Origin of the sequence: Verrucosispora sp. ts21 (assembly GCF_002879555.1) — a bacterium.
Taxonomy (GTDB): domain Bacteria; phylum Actinomycetota; class Actinomycetes; order Mycobacteriales; family Micromonosporaceae; genus Micromonospora; species Micromonospora gifhornensis.
On sequence record NZ_PNOZ01000035.1, the window covers coordinates 37,626 to 58,104 of the forward strand.

Annotated in this window: 15 protein-coding genes; 8 read left to right on the forward strand and 7 right to left on the reverse strand. The window is 68.3% G+C overall.

Going from position 1 to position 20,479, the window contains the following annotated elements:
* Window positions 1-212: 212 nt before the first annotated feature.
* Window positions 213-1,958 (reverse strand): murein biosynthesis integral membrane protein MurJ, encoded by a 1,746-nt coding sequence (gene murJ / locus C1A38_RS16740; protein ID WP_102658755.1) that lies wholly within the window; start codon window positions 1,956-1,958, stop codon window positions 213-215.
* Window positions 1,959-2,084: 126 nt separating this feature from the next.
* Between murJ and C1A38_RS16745 the strand changes: the two genes are divergently transcribed.
* From C1A38_RS16745 to C1A38_RS16755, 3 genes are all read left to right on the forward strand, one after another.
* A complete protein-coding gene (locus C1A38_RS16745; RefSeq protein ID WP_102658756.1) occupies window positions 2,085-3,545 on the forward strand; it encodes a CCA tRNA nucleotidyltransferase in 1,461 nt (486 codons plus the stop codon).
* Between the two features lie 210 nt (window positions 3,546-3,755).
* The gene (locus tag C1A38_RS16750) at window positions 3,756-5,837 is read left to right on the forward strand and encodes a S8 family serine peptidase (RefSeq protein ID WP_102658757.1); all 2,082 of its coding nucleotides are present in this window, start codon (window positions 3,756-3,758) and stop codon (window positions 5,835-5,837) included.
* A gap of 427 nt (window positions 5,838-6,264) precedes the next feature.
* The gene (locus C1A38_RS16755) at window positions 6,265-6,744 is read left to right on the forward strand and encodes a methylated-DNA--[protein]-cysteine S-methyltransferase (protein WP_102658758.1); all 480 of its coding nucleotides are present in this window, start codon (window positions 6,265-6,267) and stop codon (window positions 6,742-6,744) included.
* Window positions 6,745-7,239: 495 nt separating this feature from the next.
* On the opposite strand, the gene C1A38_RS16760 is transcribed toward C1A38_RS16755, so the two are convergent.
* Window positions 7,240-7,626: a hypothetical protein gene (locus tag C1A38_RS16760; RefSeq protein ID WP_102658759.1), complete on the reverse strand. Its 387-nt coding sequence runs from the start codon at window positions 7,624-7,626 to the stop codon at window positions 7,240-7,242.
* A gap of 40 nt (window positions 7,627-7,666) precedes the next feature.
* Here C1A38_RS16760 and C1A38_RS16765 point away from each other — a divergent pair, with 40 nt between their 5' ends.
* Window positions 7,667-8,020 carry a hypothetical protein gene (locus C1A38_RS16765; RefSeq protein ID WP_102658760.1) on the forward strand — a complete coding sequence of 118 codons (354 nt, stop codon included), beginning with the start codon at window positions 7,667-7,669 and terminating at the stop codon, window positions 8,018-8,020.
* A 251-nt stretch (window positions 8,021-8,271) separates the two neighbouring features.
* Here the strand turns inward: C1A38_RS16765 and C1A38_RS16770 are convergent, their stop codons facing one another.
* The gene (locus C1A38_RS16770; RefSeq protein ID WP_102658761.1) at window positions 8,272-9,351 is read right to left on the reverse strand and encodes an inositol-3-phosphate synthase; all 1,080 of its coding nucleotides are present in this window, start codon (window positions 9,349-9,351) and stop codon (window positions 8,272-8,274) included.
* A gap of 23 nt (window positions 9,352-9,374) precedes the next feature.
* Entirely contained in the window at window positions 9,375-10,013 is a 639-nt protein-coding gene (locus C1A38_RS16775) for a PadR family transcriptional regulator (protein WP_102658762.1), read from the reverse strand.
* Between the two features lie 190 nt (window positions 10,014-10,203).
* On the opposite strand from C1A38_RS16775, the gene C1A38_RS16780 reads away from it, so the two are divergent.
* From C1A38_RS16780 to C1A38_RS30885, 3 genes are all read left to right on the forward strand, one after another.
* Window positions 10,204-10,662 (forward strand): DUF5318 family protein, encoded by a 459-nt coding sequence (locus C1A38_RS16780; protein WP_013736581.1) that lies wholly within the window; start codon window positions 10,204-10,206, stop codon window positions 10,660-10,662.
* A gap of 196 nt (window positions 10,663-10,858) precedes the next feature.
* Window positions 10,859-13,759 carry a transglycosylase domain-containing protein gene (locus C1A38_RS16790; protein WP_502696940.1) on the forward strand — a complete coding sequence of 967 codons (2,901 nt, stop codon included), beginning with the start codon at window positions 10,859-10,861 and terminating at the stop codon, window positions 13,757-13,759.
* Between the two features lie 200 nt (window positions 13,760-13,959).
* Window positions 13,960-14,466 carry a DUF2690 domain-containing protein gene (locus C1A38_RS30885; RefSeq protein WP_158244907.1) on the forward strand — a complete coding sequence of 169 codons (507 nt, stop codon included), beginning with the start codon at window positions 13,960-13,962 and terminating at the stop codon, window positions 14,464-14,466.
* 86 nt (window positions 14,467-14,552) lie between these two features.
* Here C1A38_RS30885 and C1A38_RS16800 read toward each other — a convergent pair whose 3' ends face one another.
* The gene (locus tag C1A38_RS16800; protein ID WP_102658765.1) at window positions 14,553-15,311 is read right to left on the reverse strand and encodes an AfsR/SARP family transcriptional regulator; all 759 of its coding nucleotides are present in this window, start codon (window positions 15,309-15,311) and stop codon (window positions 14,553-14,555) included.
* Window positions 15,312-15,724: 413 nt separating this feature from the next.
* Between C1A38_RS16800 and C1A38_RS16805 the strand changes: the two genes are divergently transcribed.
* Window positions 15,725-17,248: a glycosyltransferase family 87 protein gene (locus tag C1A38_RS16805; protein ID WP_102658766.1), complete on the forward strand. Its 1,524-nt coding sequence runs from the start codon at window positions 15,725-15,727 to the stop codon at window positions 17,246-17,248.
* Window positions 17,249-17,276: 28 nt separating this feature from the next.
* Here the strand turns inward: C1A38_RS16805 and C1A38_RS16810 are convergent, their stop codons facing one another.
* Window positions 17,277-19,592 (reverse strand): putative glycosyltransferase family protein, encoded by a 2,316-nt coding sequence (locus C1A38_RS16810; protein WP_233196869.1) that lies wholly within the window; start codon window positions 19,590-19,592, stop codon window positions 17,277-17,279.
* Window positions 19,589-20,380 (reverse strand): deoxyribonuclease IV, encoded by a 792-nt coding sequence (locus C1A38_RS16815; protein WP_102658767.1) that lies wholly within the window; start codon window positions 20,378-20,380, stop codon window positions 19,589-19,591. The genes C1A38_RS16810 and C1A38_RS16815 overlap by 4 nt, the downstream gene beginning before the upstream one ends.
* Between the last annotated feature and the right edge of the window lie 99 nt (window positions 20,381-20,479).

Consider the following 20,479-nt stretch of genomic DNA (forward strand, 5'->3'; position numbering starts at 1 on the left):
AGGCCGCCTACAACGAGCTGTCGCCGGGGCGGTGCAGGCTGTACGCGGTGGATCAGGTGTCAGCGGGGTTCCCGTCGATCGGCCGACCACACTCGGCCTTCCGGTTGGTTATCCACAGGCCGATCCGGTAGGTGAGCGGCGACGCGCTGAGTTATCCACAGGCACATCCCCAGCCTGGTGATCCTCGACCACGCTCGGTGAATGCGTGGAGATCAGCGGCCGAGCCGGCGACGGACCATGCCGACCACCTCGGTGATCTCGGAGATCCGGAGCAGCATCGCCAGGCCGAGGTACGTACCACCGATCACCGCCCCGCCGACGACCAGCTGCACGAGGGCCTGCAGCCGGGTGGGCGTGTCGTCGCCGGGTAGCAGGGCCACCACCAGCAGACCGACGAGTGCGGCGCCGAGCGCGGCCACCGCCACCCGGCCCAGCGTGCGCAGGATCGTGCCCAGCCCGATGCGGCCCACCCTCGGGCGCAGCAGCCAGGCGGAGGCGATCGCGGCGGCGAGGTACGAGATCGTGTTGCCGATCATCATTCCGGACGCGGCGAAGCTAGCCGAGAAGGCCGCGAACAGCCCGATCTGCACCAGCGCCCGTAGCGCCACCACCGGGATGTTGATCAGGGCCGGGGTGCGGGTGTCCGGCAGGGCGTAGAAGGCGAAGGTGAACAGTTGGCTGACCGCGAACGGCACCAACGCCACCGCCGCGAACAGCAGCACCGGGGCGGTCGCCTTCGCGCCTTCGTCGGTGAACGCCCCCCAGCGGAACAGCGTGAAGGCGATCGGGGTGGCCAGCACGGCGTAGCAGACGGCGATCGGTGCGAGCACCGCCGAGACGGTGCGGGTGCCTCGGGACAGGTCGGCCGCCAGGTCGGCGTACCGGCCGTCGGCGGCGGCGGCGCTCATCCGGGGCATCAGCGCGGTGATGATCGAGACGGCGATGATGCCGTGCGCCATCATCAGCAGCAGGAACACGTTGTTGTAGATCAACGCACCGGCGGCCTGCCCACTGGTGCGGCTGAGCAGGTTGAAGACCACGATCAGGCCGATCTGGCTGACCGCCACGTAACAGAACATCCAGGCGCCCAGCCGACCCAGCTCGCCAAGACCGAGCGCGCGGAAGTCGAACCGGAACCGCCACCGGAAGCCGACCTTGCGCAGCGCGGGCAGCAGCCCGGCGGCCTGGACGGCCACACCGAGCAGGGTGCCGCCGCCGATCAGCAGGATCCGGCCGGTGGTCATCTCGTCCGGGGCGAGGATGTCGGTGCTGAAGATCGCGATGTACAGGCCGGCGGTGGCGATCACCACGATGTTGTTCAGGATCGGCGCCCACATCGGGGCGGCGAAGTGCCCCCGGGTGTTGAGCACCGCGCTGATCAGCGCGCTCAGGCCGGTGAAGAAGATCATCGGCAGCATCAGCCGGGCCAGCGCGGTGACCAGGGACCGGTAGTCGGCAGGTGCCTCGTCGCTGGCGTACAGCCAGGTGAGCACCGGTGCCATGGCGACCGCGAGCAGCGCCGCCGCGCCGAGCGCGACCACCGCCAGGGTGAGCAACCGCTGGGTGTACGCCTGACCGCCGTCCGGGTCGAACTTGCGCCGCCGCACCAGCACCGGGATCAGCACGCTGGTGAGGATGCCGCCGAGCAGGAACTCGTACACCATTCCGGGCAGGATCTGGGCGGTGGTGTACGCGTCACCGATGGCCGAGCCGAGCGCGGCGGTGATCGCCAAGGTGCGCAGGAAACCCGTACCCCGGCTGACCAGGCTGCCGACGGCCATCACCGCGCTGTTGGTCGCGGCGCTGCCCTCCGCGACCTGCTCCTGCGGTGGGGCGACCGACTCGGCGGCGGGCTGGTTGAGCGGGTCGGCGGAGATGAACGTGGCACCGTCACCGGGCCGGCCGCCGGGCGCGCCGCCCTGCTGGGCGTTCGCGCTGCGGTAGAGCCCGCCGCTCATCTGCGCCTCCAAGGGGATAGGCCGGAACCGGCACCGGCCCGCACGCCACAGACCTTAGTCAACCCCGGCCCGTTACCCGCGCCCGGCGGAGGAGATGCCAGTCAGGACCGATAGGCTGCTGATCCGATGTCCGACGCCGCCGCATCCCACGCCACCGACCGCCGCGAACTGAGCGCCGCGCAGCGCAACGCCGTCGCCGAACTGCTCCGGGTCTCCCCGGTCGCCGACGAGTTGGGCCGCCGATTCGCCGCCGCCGGTCACGAACTGCATCTCGTGGGCGGTTCGGTACGCGATGCGCTGCTCGGTCGGCTCGGCGAGGATCTCGACTTCTGCACCGACGCGCATCCGGATCAGACGCTCGGCATCGTGCGGGGCTGGGCCGAGGCGATCTGGGAGACCGGACGCGAGTTCGGCACCATCGGCTGCCAGCGCGACGGTCTGCGACTGGAGATCACCACCTTCCGCGCCGAGTCGTACGACCAGGTGAGCCGGAACCCGGTGGTCGAGTACGGCACCAACCTGACCGAGGACCTGCGGCGGCGGGACTTCACCATCAACGCGATGGCGGTGAGCCTGCCGGATCATCGCTTCACCGACCCGTACAGCGGCCTGGCCGACCTGGCCGCGAAGGTGGTGCGTACCCCGGGCACCCCCGCCGAGTCGTTCGGCGACGACCCGCTGCGGATGCTGCGGGCCGCCCGCTTCGCCGCGCAACTGCGCTTCGCGGTCCACCCGGACGTGTACGCGGCGATGACCCGGATGGCGGCCGACCTGGACCGGATCACTGCCGAGCGGATCCGGGACGAGTTCACCAAGCTGCTCTGTGCCGCCGACCCGATCACCGGACTGCGGCTGCTGGTCGACACCGGGCTGGCCGAGCGCTTCCTGCCCGAGTTGACCGGCCTCAAGCTGGAGATCGACGAGCACGCCCAGCACAAGGACGTCTACGAGCACACCCTCACCGTGGTGCGCAACGCGATCTCGTACGAGCAGGACGGGCCGGACTTCATCCTGCGGATGGCCGCCCTGATGCACGACGTCGGCAAGCCGGCGACCAAGGCGGTCGGCTCCGACGGGCGGGTCAGCTTCCACCACCACGAGGTGGTCGGTGCCCGGTTGACCAAGGCGCGGATGAAGGCGCTGCGCTACCCGAAGGACATCACCACCAAGGTCACCGCCCTGGTCGCGCTGCACCTCCGCTTCTACGGGTACGGCCGGGGCGAGTGGACCGACTCGGCCGTCCGCCGGTACGTCACCGACGCCGGTGATCTGCTGTCCCGGCTGCACAAGCTGACCCGGTCGGACTGCACCACCCGCAACCGGCGTAAGGCGGCTCAACTGGCGGCGGACTACGACGCCCTGGAGGAGCGGATCGCCCGGATCGCCGCCGAGGAGGACCTGGCCCGGGTCCGTCCCGATCTGGACGGCAACGCGATCATGGAGTTGCTCGGCGTACCGCCCGGGCCCATCGTCGGGCAGGCCTGGAAGTACCTGAAGGACCTACGCCTGGAACGCGGGCCGCTGGACCGTGACACGGCCGAGGCCGAACTGCTGCGCTGGGCCCGCGAGCAGGGCATCGGTAGCTGAGCGTAGCCGGTCTTCACGTTATCCACGAGTGTCCTGCATCGACGGTCGCTACGACGAAACGCCCACGTTCCGACCAAACGGTTGACCCCTGCCTTGCACAGTTCATTCATGATGTTGGGGCGTCCTGCTCGTGTCATCTGCCGCAGTAGGACATTCCATTGCCCGTTCGGCCGCCGCTGGCTGCCGACGACAAAACGGGGAGATCGCCTAGTGAAACGACGTGGCGTACTGCGCCGCACGGCGGTAGCGGGGCTCGCCTTCGCCACCGCCTCGTCCATCCTCACCGTCGCCACCGGCGGCGTCGGGATGGCTGCTCCCGCCGACTCGGCCCGCGCCGAGGTCCGCGGCAGCGAGGGCACCGGCGTCGTGCCGGGCCGTTACATCGTCGTCCTCAAGGACAAGCAGGCCACTTACAGCAGCGTCCGGGCGCTCGCCTCGACCCTTGTCAAGCAGCATGGCGGCACCGTCCGTCAGGTGTTCGACACTGCTCTCGTCGGCTACTCGGCCGCGATGGACCAGCGGCAGGCCGACAAGCTCGCCGCGCATCCCGCCGTCGACTACGTCGAGCCGGTGCGTCGGCTGTCGGCCAACGGCACGCAGAGCAACCCGCCGTGGGGTCTGGACCGGCTCGACCAGTACACGGCGAAGCTGAACAAGACCTACAAGTACCCGAACACCGGTAGCAAGGTCACCGCGTACATCCTGGACACCGGCATCAACGTCAAACACCAGGACTTCGGCGGCCGGGCCACCATGGGGTACGACGCGATCGACCCGCCGCCGCCCACGCCGGACCCGGATCCCACCGATCCGCCGGTGGACGGCGTCAAGGCCAACGCGAACGGGGACTGCAACGGTCACGGCACGCACGTGGCGGGCACCGTCGGCGGCACCAAGTACGGTGTCGCCAAGGGCGTCAAGCTGGTCGGCGTACGGGTGCTCGACTGTGACGGTTACGGCACGACCGAGCAGGTCGTCGCCGGTGTCGACTGGGTGACCGCGAACGCGCAGAAGCCGGCCGTGGCCAACATGAGCCTCGGTGACGTCGTCACCATCCCGTCGCTCGACGAGGCGGTGAAGCGCTCGATCGCCTCGGGCATCACCTACTCGCTCGCCGCCGGTAACTCGATGATGGACGCCTGCAAGACGTCCCCCGCCCGGGTGCCGGACGCGATCACCGTCGGCGCGACGGACCGGGTCGACATGAGGGCCTGGTTCTCGAACTACGGCAAGTGCCTCGACGTGTTCGCACCGGGCGTCAGCATCGTCTCGGCGCGGCACGACAACAACACCGGCAGCGTGGGCTACAGCGGCACGTCCATGGCGGCTCCGCACGTGGCGGGTGCCGCGGCGCTGCTGCTGCACTCCAACCCGACGTGGACGCCGAAGCAGGTCCGCGACCGCATCGTCACCACCGGTGTCGCGGGCGCGGTCTACGACACGAAGGGCTCGATCGACCGGATGTTGACGGTCGGTTCGGTCACCCCCACCCGCAGCGGTTTCGGCTTCAAGGCCAAGTCCAACGGGAAGTTCGTCACCGCCGCCAGCACCAAGAAGGCGCTTGTCAACAACGGCAAGAGCCTGGGCACCGCGCAGCGCTACGACTTCGTCAACGCCGGAAGTGGTCTGATCGCGCTGCGGTCCAAGAGCACCGGCCGGTACGTGGTGGCGCCGAGCAACGGCACCAAGCCGCTGATCGCCAGCCACAAGACGATCGTCAAGTCGGCGAAGTTCCAGATCATCAACCACGCCGACGGTACGGTCAGCCTCAAGTCCAAGATCAACGGCAAGTACGTCACCGCGCCGAAGTCGGGTACCTCGACGTTGAAGGCGAGCAAGACCAGCATCGGCTCGTCGGAGAAGTTCAACATCGAAGCGCCGGCTCCGGTGATCAGCATCAAGTCGAAGGCCAACGGCAAGTACGTCGTGGCCGGCAGCAAGCCGCTGATCGCCAGCAGCAGCAAGGTCACCAAGTCGGCGAAGTTCCAGATCGTCAACATCGGTGACGGCTTCTTCGGCCTCAAGGCCCTCGCCAACGGCAAGTACGTGACCGCCGCGAGCAAGGGCACCAAGCCGCTGATCGCCAGCGCCAAGTCGCGCGGCGTGTGGGAGAGCTTCGACTTCCTCGACTACAACGGCGACGGCACGGTCTTCTTCCGGGCCAGCGACAACCAGGCGGTCTCCGCCGGATCGGCCGGCACCAAGCAGCTGATCTCGAACAAGAACATCAAGTGGTTCGATTTCGAGTTGGGGCTCGGCAAGGGCGAGAAGTTCACCGTCTCGGCCGCGTAACACCCCCCGCACCACCCGACGCCCGTCGGAGCACCCGGACACCCGGGCCGCTCCGGCGGGCGTCGCTCGTTGGGGCACCCGCACACTGGGGTCGCTCCGGTGGATGTCGCTCGTTGGGGCACCCGCACCCTCGGGCCGCTCCAGCTGGGTGTTCGGCGCGCACTGGCGCGGGTCTATGGGCCTCCACCACCGTCCGGTGAAGATCACGCTCGATCTGGGATCGAGTGGCTTCCCCGGCTCGGGATACCACTCGATCCCAGATCGAGTGCCAGTCGAGCGGGGGTGGCGGATTGGCTGGCGGGTGGCAGTCGGGCGGAGGCGGCAGGTTGCCGGCTGAGGGCCAGTTGGGCGGGGTGGTGGATTCGTGGATGGGTATGGCGGGTTCGGGGGCGTGGTTGTGGAGTCGGGCGTCGGGGAGAATGGCGGGATGCGTTGGACGCTGCTCGACTCGCCGATCGGGATCTTCTCCGTGGCCACCGACGATTACAGCGTGTGCGGGGCGCACTTCGGGCTGGTCGAGTCCGCGAGTGAGACGCCGGCCGACCCGATCGCGGCGCGGGCGGTGGCGGAGCTACGGGCCTACTTCGCTGGAGAGCTGACCGAGTTCGGGACTCCGGTGCGGGCGCCGCGCGGCTCCGACTTCGAGCGGGCGGTGTGGCGGGAGATGACCCGTATCCCGTACGGGGAGACGCTCACCTACGGGCAGGTGGCCCGGCTGGTGGGTGATCCCGGTGCGGCACGGGCGGTCGGGGTGGCCTGCAACCGCAACCCGGTCCCGGTCATCGTGCCCTGCCACCGCATCATCGGTGCCGGCGGCAAACTGGTCGGCTTCGGCGGCGGCCTGGACCGCAAGGTCAAGCTGCTGGAGTTGGAAGCCCGGGTCGCCCTGCAACAAGCCTGGTCCTGACCGCCACCCCGCAGACCGCCACCCCGCAGACCGCCACCCCGCAGACCGCCACCCCGCAGGTCGCCGCTGCCGACTGGCTTACCCACTGCCGCGGCCTGCTCGCCCACTGCCGCGACCGGCTCGCCCGGTGTCGCGGCCGGCTTGCCCACTGCCATAAACGGCCTGCCACTGCCGCGGCCAGCTTGCTGACTGCGGCGACCAGCGCGTGATCGACTCCGTTTCGGCGAAACGGCGGTGTCCGACCGCTACAGACACCACCGTTTCGGCGAAACGGCGGTCCCAGCCACGCCGGGCACCTCGCTTGGTACCTCGTTGGGCTGGCGATACGGTGCGGGCCACCCCGTGCCTGCCCGTTACCTGGGTCGAGCCGGATCGGGGGTGTGGGCAGCGGGCTGGCCGGGCGGTCGTCCCGTCTTCGTCGCCCGCTGCGTCCGGCTGGGGCGGCGAAGCAGTTGCGCAGGAGCGCTGGTGGCCAGGAGGTCAGCCTGGGGGAGGTCAGCCTGGGGCGGGGAGGCAGCCGCCGTCGGCGATGCGGGTGCCGAATTCCACGGTGATGTCGTCCTGACGGACGCTGCCGAAGACGCATGCCCGGCCGGTCCATCCGGAGAAGATCAGCCCGTCACCGGGGCCGAGGTCAAGTCGACCCGGCGGGCGGACGACCACATCCAGCAGCCCGGTGCTGGCCACCGCCTGCCGTACCGCTTCCTCCTCGGGCGCGTCCCGACCGCCGACGGTCAGTAGGTTGAGGACGCGCTGCACTTCCACCGCACAGGCGTGGGCACCGTCGGCTGCCGCCGGTTCGAGGTTGCCCCGCTGACGGAAGGCCTTGTTGGCTGCCTGCTGGCGCAGGAATTCCTCCTGGCGCAGCTGCTCATCGGTCATCGGATGTCCGCTGCCGGCAGCCTCCGGCGCAAGCTGGGAGGTGACTGACCCGCCAGGCTTCGCCACCACCTCTGGCGGCGTAGCCGCCGCACCCGCACAGCGGGCCTCGACGATCGGCGTCGCCGAGACCGCCGGTGATGCCGAGACGGCCGGTGATGCCGAGACGGCCGGTGATGCCGAGACGGCCGGTGATGCCGGCCCGGTCGACGGGTTGCTGCCAGGCGGTGCGCAGGCAGTCAGGGCGAACACGAGGACGCCCGCGACTGCGCTGCCCACCCGGTATCGCGACCCGACGATGGCCGTGCCCCGGGTGAGCTGGTCGACGATGTCGGCTGAGGAACTCCACGTGTCCGTTGGACAGGTGGCCGCCATGCAGTTGCCAGGGCGGGAATGACGAAACGATCGGCAGTTGCCAAGGAGGGGAAAAGGAACCGATCGCCTCCGCCTCGGCCCGCCGCTGCACCGCACTCGCCGTCGGGACGACCGACACTCGTCAATGGACAGCACGTCGCTCAGCCTAGCCGCCGCTGGCGGTACGAAATGTCCTTCCGTACCGCGCCCTCTTTGCCTTGCGGTGGGGGTGGACAGCGGTGAGGGCCGGGTCCGTGCGGACCCGGCCCTCGGCGGTGCTGTTACTTCAGCGCGTCAGCGCTCGATCTCGCCGGCGATGAACGCCTCGACGGCGGCGTGCGCGTCGTGGTCGGCGTACTGCACGGGCGGGGACTTCATGAAGTACGACGAGGCCGACAGGATCGGGCCGCCGATCTTCCGGTCCAGAGCGATCTTGGCGGCGCGGACCGCGTCGATGATGACGCCGGCCGAGTTCGGCGAGTCCCACACCTCGAGCTTGAGCTCGGCGTTGAGCGGGGTGTCGCCGAAGGAGCGGCCCTCCAGGCGGATGTAGGCCCACTTGCGGTCGTCCAGCCACGGCACGTGGTCGGACGGGCCGATGTGCACGTCGCTCTTGGCCATCTCGTGGGGCACCTGGGAGGTCACCGACTGGGTCTTCGAGATCTTCTTCGAGACCAGGCGGTTGCGCTCCAGCATGTTCATGAAGTCCATGTTGCCGCCGAAGTTGAGCTGGTACGTGCGCAGCAGCTCGACACCGCGGTCCTCGAAGAGCTTCGCCAGGGCCCGGTGCACGATGGTCGCGCCGACCTGGCTCTTGATGTCGTCACCGACGATCGGCAGACCGGCGTCGGTGAACTTCTGCGCCCACTCCGGGTCGGAGGCGATGAAGACCGGCAGGGCGTTGACGAACGCGCAGCCGGCGTCGATGGCGGCCTGGGCGTAGAACTTGTCGGCCTGCTCCGAGCCCACCGGCAGGTACGAGACGACGACGTCGACCTGGGCGTCACGCAGCGCCTTGACCACGTCGACCGGTGCGGCGTCGGACTCCTCGACGATCTCGCGGTAGTACTGGCCGAGGCCGTCGAAGGTCGGGCCGCGCTGGACGGTCACGCCGGTCGGCGGTACGTCGCAGAGCTTGATGGTGTTGTTCTCGCTGGCGACGATCGCCTCTGCGAGGTCCATGCCCACCTTCTTGGCGTCGACATCGAACGCCGCGACGAACTGCACGTCCGAGACGTGGTAGTCGCCGAAGGTGACGTGCATGAGACCCGGGACGCGGTCGTTCGGGTCAGCGTTCCGGTAGTACTCGACGCCCTGCACGAGGGACGAGGCGCAGTTACCCACACCGACGATGGCGACGCGGACGGAGCCCATCGCGTGTGCCTCCTTCTTTTCTGTCACGGCCGCTCTTTCCTGGACTCTCCAGGCGGAGGCGGGCTGTTGTCTTCTCGTCGGCCGCCGGCCGTCCCGTCGTTCGGGACCGTCGGGGCACGGCCGGAGCGCTCGTTGGCGATGAGCTCCTCCAGCCAGCGGACCTCACGCTCACAGGCCTCCAGGCCGTGGCGTTGCAGCTCCAGCGTGTACGCGTCGAGGCGCTCGGCCGCTCGGCCGAGTATGTCGCGAAGTCCTTCACGACGTTCCTCGATCGTGCGACGGCGACCTTCCAGGATTCGCAGTCGGGTCGCCTGATCGGTTCGGGAAAAGAACGCGAAGTGCACGCCGAAGCCGGTGTCGCCGTACGTCTCCGGCCCGGTCTGCGCGATGAGCTGGGCGAAGCGTTCCTTGCCCTCCGCGGTGATGGTGTAGACCACCCGACCTCGTCGGCTGGTCAGCGCGGGAACCTCCTCGGCGGTCGCGGGTGTGTCGGCGGCCTCGGTGATCCAACCCGCCGCCTGGAGGCGACGCAGGGTCGGGTAGAGAGAGCCGTAGCTGATCGCTGCCCGGATCGCTCCGAGCTTGGCGGTGAGCTCCTTGCGCAGCTCGTAGCCGTGCATCGGAGCCTCCTGCAGCAGGCCGAGGATGGCCAGCTCAAGCATCGGCCAACCTCCCCATTACCCTGTGCGTGGATCGCTAACCACCACGATGTATCGGACCGATACATCGCACCGTAGCGGCTAGCTCCGATCGGGGCAAACCCCCTCCTGTTAAACCCTCGGTCCGAGGTCTGCTCGTTACAGATCGTGACGGTGGTCGCCTCGTCTGGCGAGACCGCGTACCCTTTGCCGCATGCGTACGCAGCGCCAGGTCGTCGACTACTCGCTTCGGAGGCGAGCGCTGCTGCGTGAACTCGTCGCCGGTCGGGTCGGCACCTATGACCTGTGTGACGCGTCTCCGTACCTGAAGAACGCGGCTCGGTTCCACGGCGAGCCCACCGACCAGCGGTGTCCGATCTGCCGGAGCGAAAACCTCACCCACGTCCACTACATTTACGGCGACGAACTCAAGCAGTCCGCCGGCCAGGCCCGTACGGTGGCCGAGTTGTCGATGCTGGCGATGACGCTGCGTGAGTTCCAGGTGTTCGTGGTGGAGGTGTGCCTCGGCTGTGACTGGAACCATCTGGTGGAGCAGTATCTGCTCGGGCGGGACGGACTGACCGAGAGCGAGGCGGAGCATGAAGCGGCCGGCGGGGTAGCCGCCGCTGCTGCGGGAGCCAACGCTCAGCGAAGGCGAGAGGCCCAACGGTGATTCGAGCGCGATCGGCCAGCCCTGGCCGTGACGTACCTGGCCGGGGCGACCGACGGCTCGTAAGTGCGAATAGTCCGAAAGATTCGTATCTGATGCCGGCACCACGGCACCCCCGTGCCGTGCGCGCGGGTGTCGCATCTCACGGCAAACCGGTGGCGGCGCGACAGCGCCCCACCGCGACGGCAGGGTGTGAGGAATGAACTCGTACGGTGATCCCAGCTCCTCGCGCGGCCGGGCCCGGATACCGGGCCAGGACGACCCGGGGCAGGCGGACGACGCGTACCGCAGCCCGAGTGGTGACCCGCGCGGAGTCAACTGGACGACCGGACCTGAGGGCGCGGCCCCGTCGGCTCGTGCCTCGGTCGGTGGGCGGGCCTCGGTCGGTGGTTCGGCGAGCGTGCCGACGCCGGGTCGATCCGCCGGCTCGGCCTCGGTCGGTCGCGCCGGTCCGGGTCGTGCGTCGGTACCGGTCTCCCCGGCACCCGGTGGTCGTGCGTCGGTACCGGTCTCACCTGCCTCCGGCGGTCGGGCCTCGGTGCCGGTGTCGCCCGCAGCCGGCCTTGCCGGTCGTGCGTCGGTGCCGGTCTCCCCGGCTCCCGGCGGACCGGCGGGTCGGGCTACGGTCGGTGCGGCTGCCGTCGGGGCGGCCTCGGCCGGCCGGGCGAGTGTCGGTTCGGCTTCGGTGGGTGGTGCCGGCGGTCGAGCCGCCGTGGCGCGGGCCAGCGTCGGTGGCCCCGGAGGGCCAGGTGGACCGGGTGGTCCCGGTGGCCCGGGCGGACCAGTTGGTCCCGGGCGGGGCGGGCGTGACCCGAAAGCGGTAGCCCGGGCCCGTAGGCGCAAGCGGATGAACCTGCTGATCGCCAGCTTCGCCGTCTTCATCATGCTTGCCGGCATCGGCGTCGTCGGGTTCACCTACTACTCGACGAACGTGGTGCTGCCCAAGGAGATCCCGCTGCCGCTGTCCACCACCGTATACGCCAAGGACGGCAAGACGCTGGTGGCCAAGCTCGGCAACGAGAACCGCACCTTCGTCACCATCGAGAACATCCCCCAGCACGTGCGCGACGCCGTCGCCGCCGCCGAGGACCGCAACTTCTACCGGCACTCGGGTGTGGACTACAAGGGCATCGCCCGGGCCGCCTGGAACAACCTCTCCGGCGGCGACAAGCAGGGTGCCTCGACCATCACCCAGCAGTACGCCCGCAACGCCTACGAGAACCTCCAGGACGTCAGCTACTCCCGGAAGGTGAAGGAGGCGATCCTCGCCTCCAAGCTGAACGACCAGTTCACCAAAGACGAGATCATGGAGAACTACCTCAACGTGATCTACTTCGGTCGCGGGGCGTACGGAATCGAGGCGGCGGCGCAGACGTTCTTCGGCGTCAGTGCCAAGAAGCTGAACGTGGCGCAGGGCGCGGTGCTCGCCGCGATGATCAAGCAGCCGGACGCCAGCGCGACCCACCAGGGGTACGACCCGGAGACCAACCCGACCGAAGCCAAGATCCGTTGGGAGTACGTGATCAACGGCATGGTCGAGGAGGGCTGGCTGGGTGCGCCGGGCAAGCCCGAGCGTCCGACCGAGTACCCGAAGGTCCAGAAGATCAAGAAGGACAACGGCTTCGGCGTGGCCTCCCCGCGCGGCAACGTGATCAACTACGTCCGCAAGGAGATGGCCGATTGGGGCATCTGCACTGAGAGCGGTGAGCCGGGCAAGCCGAGCTGTGTGAACGAGTTGCGCGAAGGCGGCTACCGGATCACCACCACCCTCGATCCGAAGATGCAGAAGGCGCTGGAGGAGATCGCCCAGGTAGGCCGCAAGGGGGTGTTCCTGGCGGACCAGCCGAAGAACCTGATGCCGGCCGTGGTCTCCGTCGAGGCGAAGACCGGCCGCGTACTGGCCTACTACGGCGGCAACAGTGGCGCGGACTTCGACTACGCGGGCCTGAACACCGACCAGAACGGCAACCTCGTGGGCGGCCACCCGCCGGGCTCGACGTTCAAGGTCTACACCCTGGCCGCGGCCATCGACGCCGGCATCTCGGTCAAATCACACTGGGACGCCACACCGTTCACCCCTGAGGGCTACGACAACAAGATCGTGAACGCCGGGCGAAACGCCAGCTGCGCCAAGTCGTGCACCTTGCAGGAATCGACGGTGCAGTCGTACAACGTCCCGTTCTTCCATCTGGCCGAGAAGATCGGCAGTGACAAGGTGGTCGACATGGCCCGCCGGGCCGGCGTTCGCACCATGTGGACCGTCGAGCCGGTGAAGGCGTACGACCTGACCAAGAGCAAGCCCGAGCAGCTCGCGCCGAAGCACTTCGATCGGGTGGTCGGCTTCGGGCAGTACCCGATCACCGTGCTCGACCACGCCAACGGCTTGGCCACCCTCGCCAACGGCGGCAAGTACAACAAGGCGCACTTCGTGCGGACGGTCGAGAAGCTGAACAAGACGACCGGTAAGTGGGACAAGGTTCCCGGCACCGGCGAGAAGCTCAAGCCGCAGCAGGTGATCCGTCCGGAGGTCGCCGACGAGGTGACCGCCGTGCTCAAGGAGATCCCGGGCAAGAACAACGCCAGTGTGGTCAACCGTCCGCTGGCCGGCAAGACCGGTACCTGGCAGCTCGGCGACACCGGTAAGAACCAGGACGCCTGGATGGTCGGCTACGACAAGAACGTCGCCACGGCGGTGTGGATCGGTAGCCGCGACACCGAGAAGCGGGCCATCGTCGACCGGGGCGGCAGCAACATCAGCGGTGGTGGCCTGCCGGCCCAGCTGTGGAAGCGGTACATGGAGCAGGCTCTCAAGGGTTACGACCCCTCCGACCTGCCCAGCGTCGCCGGGGTCGGGGACGCGGAGGCCGGCAACGGCGTACCGCCGCCTCCGCCGCCGCCGGAGCAGCCCGAGTGCGAGCCGACGGACTTCCTCTGCCGGCTGGGCGGCGGTCGCAACGACGGCGGCGACAACCGGGGCGGTGGCCGGGACAACAACGGCGGCACCGTTCCGACAAACCCGCTTCCCCCCGGTCGGGACTCACCGCCGGGCGGCGGTGGCGGTGGCGGACTGCTGCCACCGCGATCAACAGATCAGGAGTAGGCGCAGGCCGATGCCAACAAGGGGGGCCGGACATCTGTCCGGCCCCCCTTGGCTTTCCACAGTTCCGGTCCGTGGATCAGTCGAGCGTTGCCACCTCGTTATGGCATCACCTCGTGCGGCTGTCCGGTGATGGTGCCGCGATGATCAGCCGATGAGCTTTCGACCTAGGCTCCCTTGCACGAGGCAAGAACGAGGAAGAGGTGGAAGACGTGAAGAAGTTGTCCGGTAGGAGAACCCTCGGCAACCTGCTCGCGGCGATCACGTTGGCATTCCCTGTCGTCCTGGCTGTTCCCGCGACGGCGTCGGCCGAAACGGCGATCAGCACCACTGAGGCTGCTGTCGCGTCCGTCGACGAGACCTGCCGCAACAATGGTGGGGGAGGATACGTTTCTTGCAACGGCAAGGACCCGGTTGCGATGAACTGCACCGGCAACTCGACGAAGGCCTCGGTCAAGGCGAAGAACGGCGTGTTCATCGAGCTGAGGTACTCGACGTCCTGCCAGGCATACTGGACCCGCTACACCAACACGCCGGGCTCCACCGGTGAGGCGCGGATCAAGGGCACCAACATGGTGCAGAAAAAGACGTTGGCTGCGTACCCGGGCGAGGAGGGCTGGACGCGGATGCTTTCCGCCGCCCAGAAACCCAAAGCCTGCCTGTTCTTCTGGTACGCCCCGTTCAGCGAGTACCTGGAGTCCTGCGCCTAGTGATCCACAGCAAGGGCAGACGGTCAGCCGGACTCACGGTCAGGCTGGCCGTCTGCCCTTTGTCGCGGGCTCTGGTCCGGCCTCAATCAGCCGAGCATGACGGGCGTCCTGTAGGTACCGTGCAGGAGTCGGTGGTACAGATCCTCCACCGCAGGGCCTGTGCTGATCCCCAGGTCGTGGGCCAGCCGAGTCCTTAGACCATGGATCACGACCAGGGCCTCGGCCGTACGGGAACTGGCCTGCATGGCTTCCGCAAGCCGACAGTGCAGACCTTCATGGTAGGGGTAAAAGCTGGTCCACCGGTGCAGGTCGGGCGTCAGCATCCTGTGCCGGTGGAGACTGAATTCGAGGTCGACAAGCATCTCTATGGCTTTGAGATGGTATTCCTTCCAATGCGCCGATCCGGCCTGAAGTTTGACCGAGTTGATGTCCTCCATAGGTGCGCCCCGCCACAGTTCGAGCCCTGACCTCAAGAGTTCCACTGCTCTTTCTGGGTCGCGATTCTGTGCGGCGACCATTGCTTCCGCCTGGAGGTTCCGGAATTTCAGGCCGTCCACCTGCTCGTCGGCGATTCGCATCGTGTAGTTGTTGCCGCTGCGTACGATCCGCTGGTGGCTTTCTGCGCCTAACCGAGCGCGTAGACTTCCTAGACGGTTCTGTACCTGTTGGCGGGCAGTCGCCGGTGGATCGTCGTCCCACACGGCATCGATGAGCAGTTCAAGGTGAACGGGCTGATTTGAGTTCAGGAGCAGTGCTCCCAAAATCTTACGATCTCGTGTGGCTGGTACTCCGACGTCGATGTTTCCGTTTTTGACCATCAATGGACCGAGAAAGTAGAAGTCCAAAGTTGCTCCCCCGTGTGCTCCCAACCATCAACATCGTGCCGGGCAGGGGATATGTTATCGCAAAATTAACCGATGTCAAGCGCGATATTGACGAAAGCAATTTAGAAAATGGCGCTTATCCGCCTGCGAGTGATAGTGATCAGTGGTCGATAAAGCCGTCACAGCGATGCTGTTTCGGCAGCTTCGAGTTGCCTGCGTCGGCGTTGACTGGTGGCAGTGCGGCACGTACGCATCAGACCTGCGCCACCCCTGGGAACGTCCCGCCCCACCCGAGCAACTCATCCTGCCGATCCCGCCGCACAGCTTGAAGATCAAGTTAGGCGGCGGTGGGGCTGCCTCAAGGTGGCAGTACCTCGGGATGTCGCCGGGTTTCGGTTCCAATGCGGTCGTCTGATACGGCAGGATGCACGGTCATGAGCACGAAGTCGACGTCGGGCATCGATGAATCCGGTGCCATCGACCACCCGTCCCGCTCCGACGGCTTCGTCCGTGGGCTGTCCGGCCTGATCGGTGGCCCCCTCGGCGACCACGCCGTCACCCGCGATCGCCCGAACGACGGGCGAGGACGGTTCTGGACGGCCGTGCGGATCGTCCTGGCGTTGACCTGTCTCACCCTCACCCTGCACTGGGTGCAGAAGTCGCCCTGCCAGGACGGCGCCTGGGTCGACAACCAGCAGTACACCCGGTTCTGCTACACCGACGTGCTGGCGCTCTACTACGCCGAGCGGCTCAACGAGGGCGCCGTGCCGTACCGGGACCATCCGGTGGAGTACCCGGTGCTGACCGGGTACTTCATGGGTGCCCTCGGGCTGCCGGTGCACTCCGCCGGTGAGGGCAACCCCGACATCAACCAGGGACAGTGGTTCTACAACCTCAACGCGCTCGTGCTCGGTGCGTTGGCATTGGCCACGGTGATGGTGCTGCTGGCGCTGCGCCGTCGACGACCCTGGGACGCGGCGATGTTCGCGCTCTCCCCCGCGTTGCTGCTCACCGCCACCGTCAACTGGGACTTCCTCGCCATCGGCCTGGCCGCGCTCGGCCTGCTGGTCTGGGCGCGGACCCGGGACGACCGGAGAGGACTGATACTTGCGACTCTGTCCGGAGTGCTGATCGGGCTCGGCGGCGCGGCCAAGATGTGGCCGCTGTTCATCCTCGGTCCGATCCTGGTGCTCGCCATCCGCGCCAACCGGGTGCGAGCCGCCGTGCTGTCGATCATCGCCGCCGCGGTGACGGTGGTGCTGGTGAACCTTCCGGTGGCGATTCCGTACCGGGAGAACTGGAACCGGTTCTTCGAACTCAACACCGAGCGCCCGATCGACTGGGGAACCCTCTGGTACATCGGCCGCTACCTGGACGGCAAGTTCGGCGACCCGGCCTCCATCGGCCCGTTCCAGTGGCTCGACGCGAACATCCCCACCCTGAACTACCTGTCGTACGCCCTGTTCGGGCTGGCCTGCCTCGCCATCGGCGCGCTCGCGTTGCTCGCGCCGCGCCGTCCGCGCCTCGCGCAACTCGCGTTCCTCGTGGTCGCGGCCTTCCTCATCTTCAGCAAGGTCTGGTCGCAGCAGTTCGTGCTCTGGATGCTGCCGCTGGTGGTGCTCGCCCGACCCAGGTGGGGAGCGTTCCTGGCCTGGCAGATCGCCGAGGTGGGCTACTTCGTAGCCTTCTACGCCGAGCTGCTCGGTGCCGCGACCAGCACCTCGGTCATCCCGGAGGGCGTGTTCGTGCTGGCCGCGAGCCTGCGCCTGGCCACCGTGGTGACGCTCTGCGTGCTGGTCGTCCGGGAGATCCTGCACCCCGAACAGGACGCGGTACGCCGCAACTACGCCGACGACCCCGACGGCGGTCTACTCGACGGCACCCCGGACGCGCCCTGGCTCGACCGCTTCCGCAACCGCCAACCCGCCCCGACGCCGACTCCCGTACCGACCACCTGATTGCCGGGGCACCCCGTGCCCCGGACTCTCAGAGGCGGAAGAGGAACACCGAGCCCATCTCCTCGCGGGTGATGTCCAGGCCGTCAAGCGGTGCGTCGACGCTTACCTCCCACGGGGTGCCGGCGATCTCGTCGCGCAGCACCAGCACGTTGCGCACGCCGAGGGTACGCAGGTAGTCGACGCTTGTCTGGTCGGGGAACGTCATGGTCACCTGACGTACGTCGGCGAGTTGGCGAGGAGTGAATCCACTGCCGCCGTTGACGATGTCCTGGAACCGGGTGGTGGACCAGAGCATCACCGGCTGGTCGTGGTTCTGACCGCTGGGCAGCACCAGCAGCGGACCGCCGACCGTCCGCATGGCGGCCGGCTGTGACGGCACCACCGGATGCGGTGTGGTGTTGGTGCCCTCGACGATGACCAGCAGCAGCGGCAGCAGGGTGGCCAGCCGCAGCCACGGGCTGGGCCAGGACGGGATCCGCTGGGCGGAAACCTCCCGTACCCGCTCCGAGTACGCGCTGATCGCGCCCGCCGCGAGCAGCCCGAGCAGCAGGGTGGCCCAGATCATGAGCCGCCCGGGCGTACGGATGCCGTTCCAACCGGGCAGGTGGTCGAAGAGCGGCACGTAGGTGAAGTCGCCGCCGAAGAACCTGGTGCCCATCGACAGCGTCATCGCCACCAGCACCCCGGCGAGCAGGAACAGCCGTTGACGGATGGTCCAGATCGAGAAGAACAGGCCGCCGAGAGCCAGCGCATAGAGCGCGAAGCCGGGCAGCAGTGTCATCTCCGGATGCCAGGGCAGCACGGAACGGGCACCCTCGTGCAGCCCACCCCAGATCCGGGACTCCGCCGGAGCGGTGACGAAGCTGTTGGCGGGCGGCGAGAACGCGGCGATGTCCCTGATGCTCCGCTCCGCCTGCGGGTGCAGTTGCGCCACGGTGAAGTAGGGGATGGCCATCAGCACACCGACCCCGGCGAAGATCAGCCCGCCGATCAGGTCGGCGACGAACAGCCGCTGACCGAAGGGCCGCTTCACCCGCCAGAAGATCCGCTTCGCGAACCAGATCAGCATGGCCACGACGACCGTGCCGGCCAGGACGTACGCGAACGGCAGGCCGATGCCGAAGCCCAGGCTCAGCTGCCAGGCGGCGACCAGCCAGCCGGTGTAGACCCAGCCCTCGTGTCGACGTTCGGGTCGATAGCCGTGCCGTAGTGACCAACCGTGGCCCCGGGCGAGCATGGCCAGGGCCAGCGGGATGCCCCCGTTGGAGATCACGTGCAGGTGCCCCGCCTGGGACAACAGCCAGGGTGCGTAGGCGTAGCTGACCCCTGCCACCGCGGAGCCGATCCGGCTCGCACCGAGCTGACGCGCCAGCACGTACGCCCCGAAGGTGGCCAGCGCGTGGGCCAGTACGAACATGATGTTGTAACGGAGGAGGGCGTCCTGCGGGCCGCTACCGATCAGGCCGGCCGGCGCGTAGCCGAGCAGCGTGTCGGAGAAGGCGAAGCTCCACCGCTCCGGAAAGAAGGCGTTGGAGTGCCACAGCTGGGCCGGGTCGGTCCGTAGTGCGTGCCCGGACCAGGCCATCTGCCAGGCTTGCAGGCTCGGATCCCAGTAGTCGTGGGGCAGCGTGTGCCGGGGGTAGCGCAGGGCCGGCCAGGTCATCAGCACGGCCAGCACCAGGGACCCGAGAGCGGCCAGGGTCCACTCGTGGATCAGCAGCCGACCGGCTCTGCGGGCGAGTCGGCCGTACCATCGCGGCACCGGCTCGGGTGCGGGCCCGAACGCGGCCCACGGATCCTTCTCCTCGTCGTCGCCCTTGCTCTTGCCGTCGCCGGCTGCGGTCTTCTTGTCCTCACCGGCCGCCGGGGCCTCGGCCTCGTCCCCTGGAGCCTTGGTCCTGGCCTCGTCTGTCGGGGCTTTGGCCTCATCCCCCGTAGTCTTGATCTCGTCCACCGGCGCCTCGGTCCTGCCGGCAGCGTCGGTCGGGACCTCGGTCCTGCCGCCCGTCGGGTCCGTGTCCTTGCCGTCCTTGCTCGCCGGCTCCTTGGCCTGGCCGTCGGTGCCGTCGGTGCCGTCGGTGTCAGGTCGGTCGTTGGAGTCGGCGGGCGGCTGCGCCTTGCTGTCGGTTGCCGCATGGTTGGCACCCGGTTCGATCTTCTCGGCGACCTCGGCCGGACCCTTGCCGGCCGGACCCTTGCCGGCCGCACCCTTGCCGGTCGGGGCCGACGTGCCACCCTCCGGCTCGGCGTCGGCCCGCCCGCCGGCGGCAGCCTGGACTCGGGTGTCCCGGCGGTCGCGTGTGGTCGGTCGGGGGCCGCCCGAGGGGGACTGATCGGTCGTCATCGCACCGCCGTCTCCGCCTCGAGTTGCGCGCGCAGGAAGGCGATGTCGTCACCCTGCCCGGTGGTGCCGCCCGGAGTCTCGACGATGACCGGTGCCCCGGCTGCTCTGATCACCGCCACCAGGAGTTCCGGGTCGATGGTCCCGCCGCGCAGGTTGTCGTGGCGGTCGCGGCCGGACCCGAACGCGTCCTTGGAGTTGTTCGCGTGCACCAGGTCGATCCGCCCGGTGATGGCCTTCACCCGGTCGACCAGGCCGAGTAGTTCCTCGCCGCCGGCGTGCGCGTGGCAGGTGTCGAGGCAGAAGCCGACTTCGTGATCACCGACGGCGTCCCACAGTCGGGCGAGCGCGTCGAGTCGGCGAGCACAGGCGTTCTCGCCGCCGGCGGTGTTCTCGATCAGCACCGGCAGACCGAAGCCGCCCGCCTCCTGTGCGTAGGCCAGGGCCTTACGCCAGTTGTCGAAACCGGTCTGCGGATCGTCACCGGCGTTGACGTGCCCACCGTGGACGATCAGGCCCTTCGCGCCGATGGCTGCCGCGGCCTTCGCGTGGGCGAGCAGCAGCTTGCGGCTGGGAATCCGGATGCGGTTGTTGCCGGTGGCGACGTTTACGACGTACGGCGCGTGCACGTAGATGTCGACATCCGCGGTGCGTAGCCGTTCCGCGTCCGCGCGGGGCTGTGGCGCCTTCCAACCCTGCGGATCGGCGAGGAAGAACTGCACGGCGTCGGCTTCACGAGCAGCCGCCTCCGCCATCGGGTCGGTCGGATCGACGTGGGCTCCGATACGCATGCAGGCGAGCCTACGTCGCGTGCCCGACAGTGGTGGTGACCACCACCGAGTCGCGTCACCGCAGCTGGCCGGAGTCGTTGATACCGGTGGATGCGACAG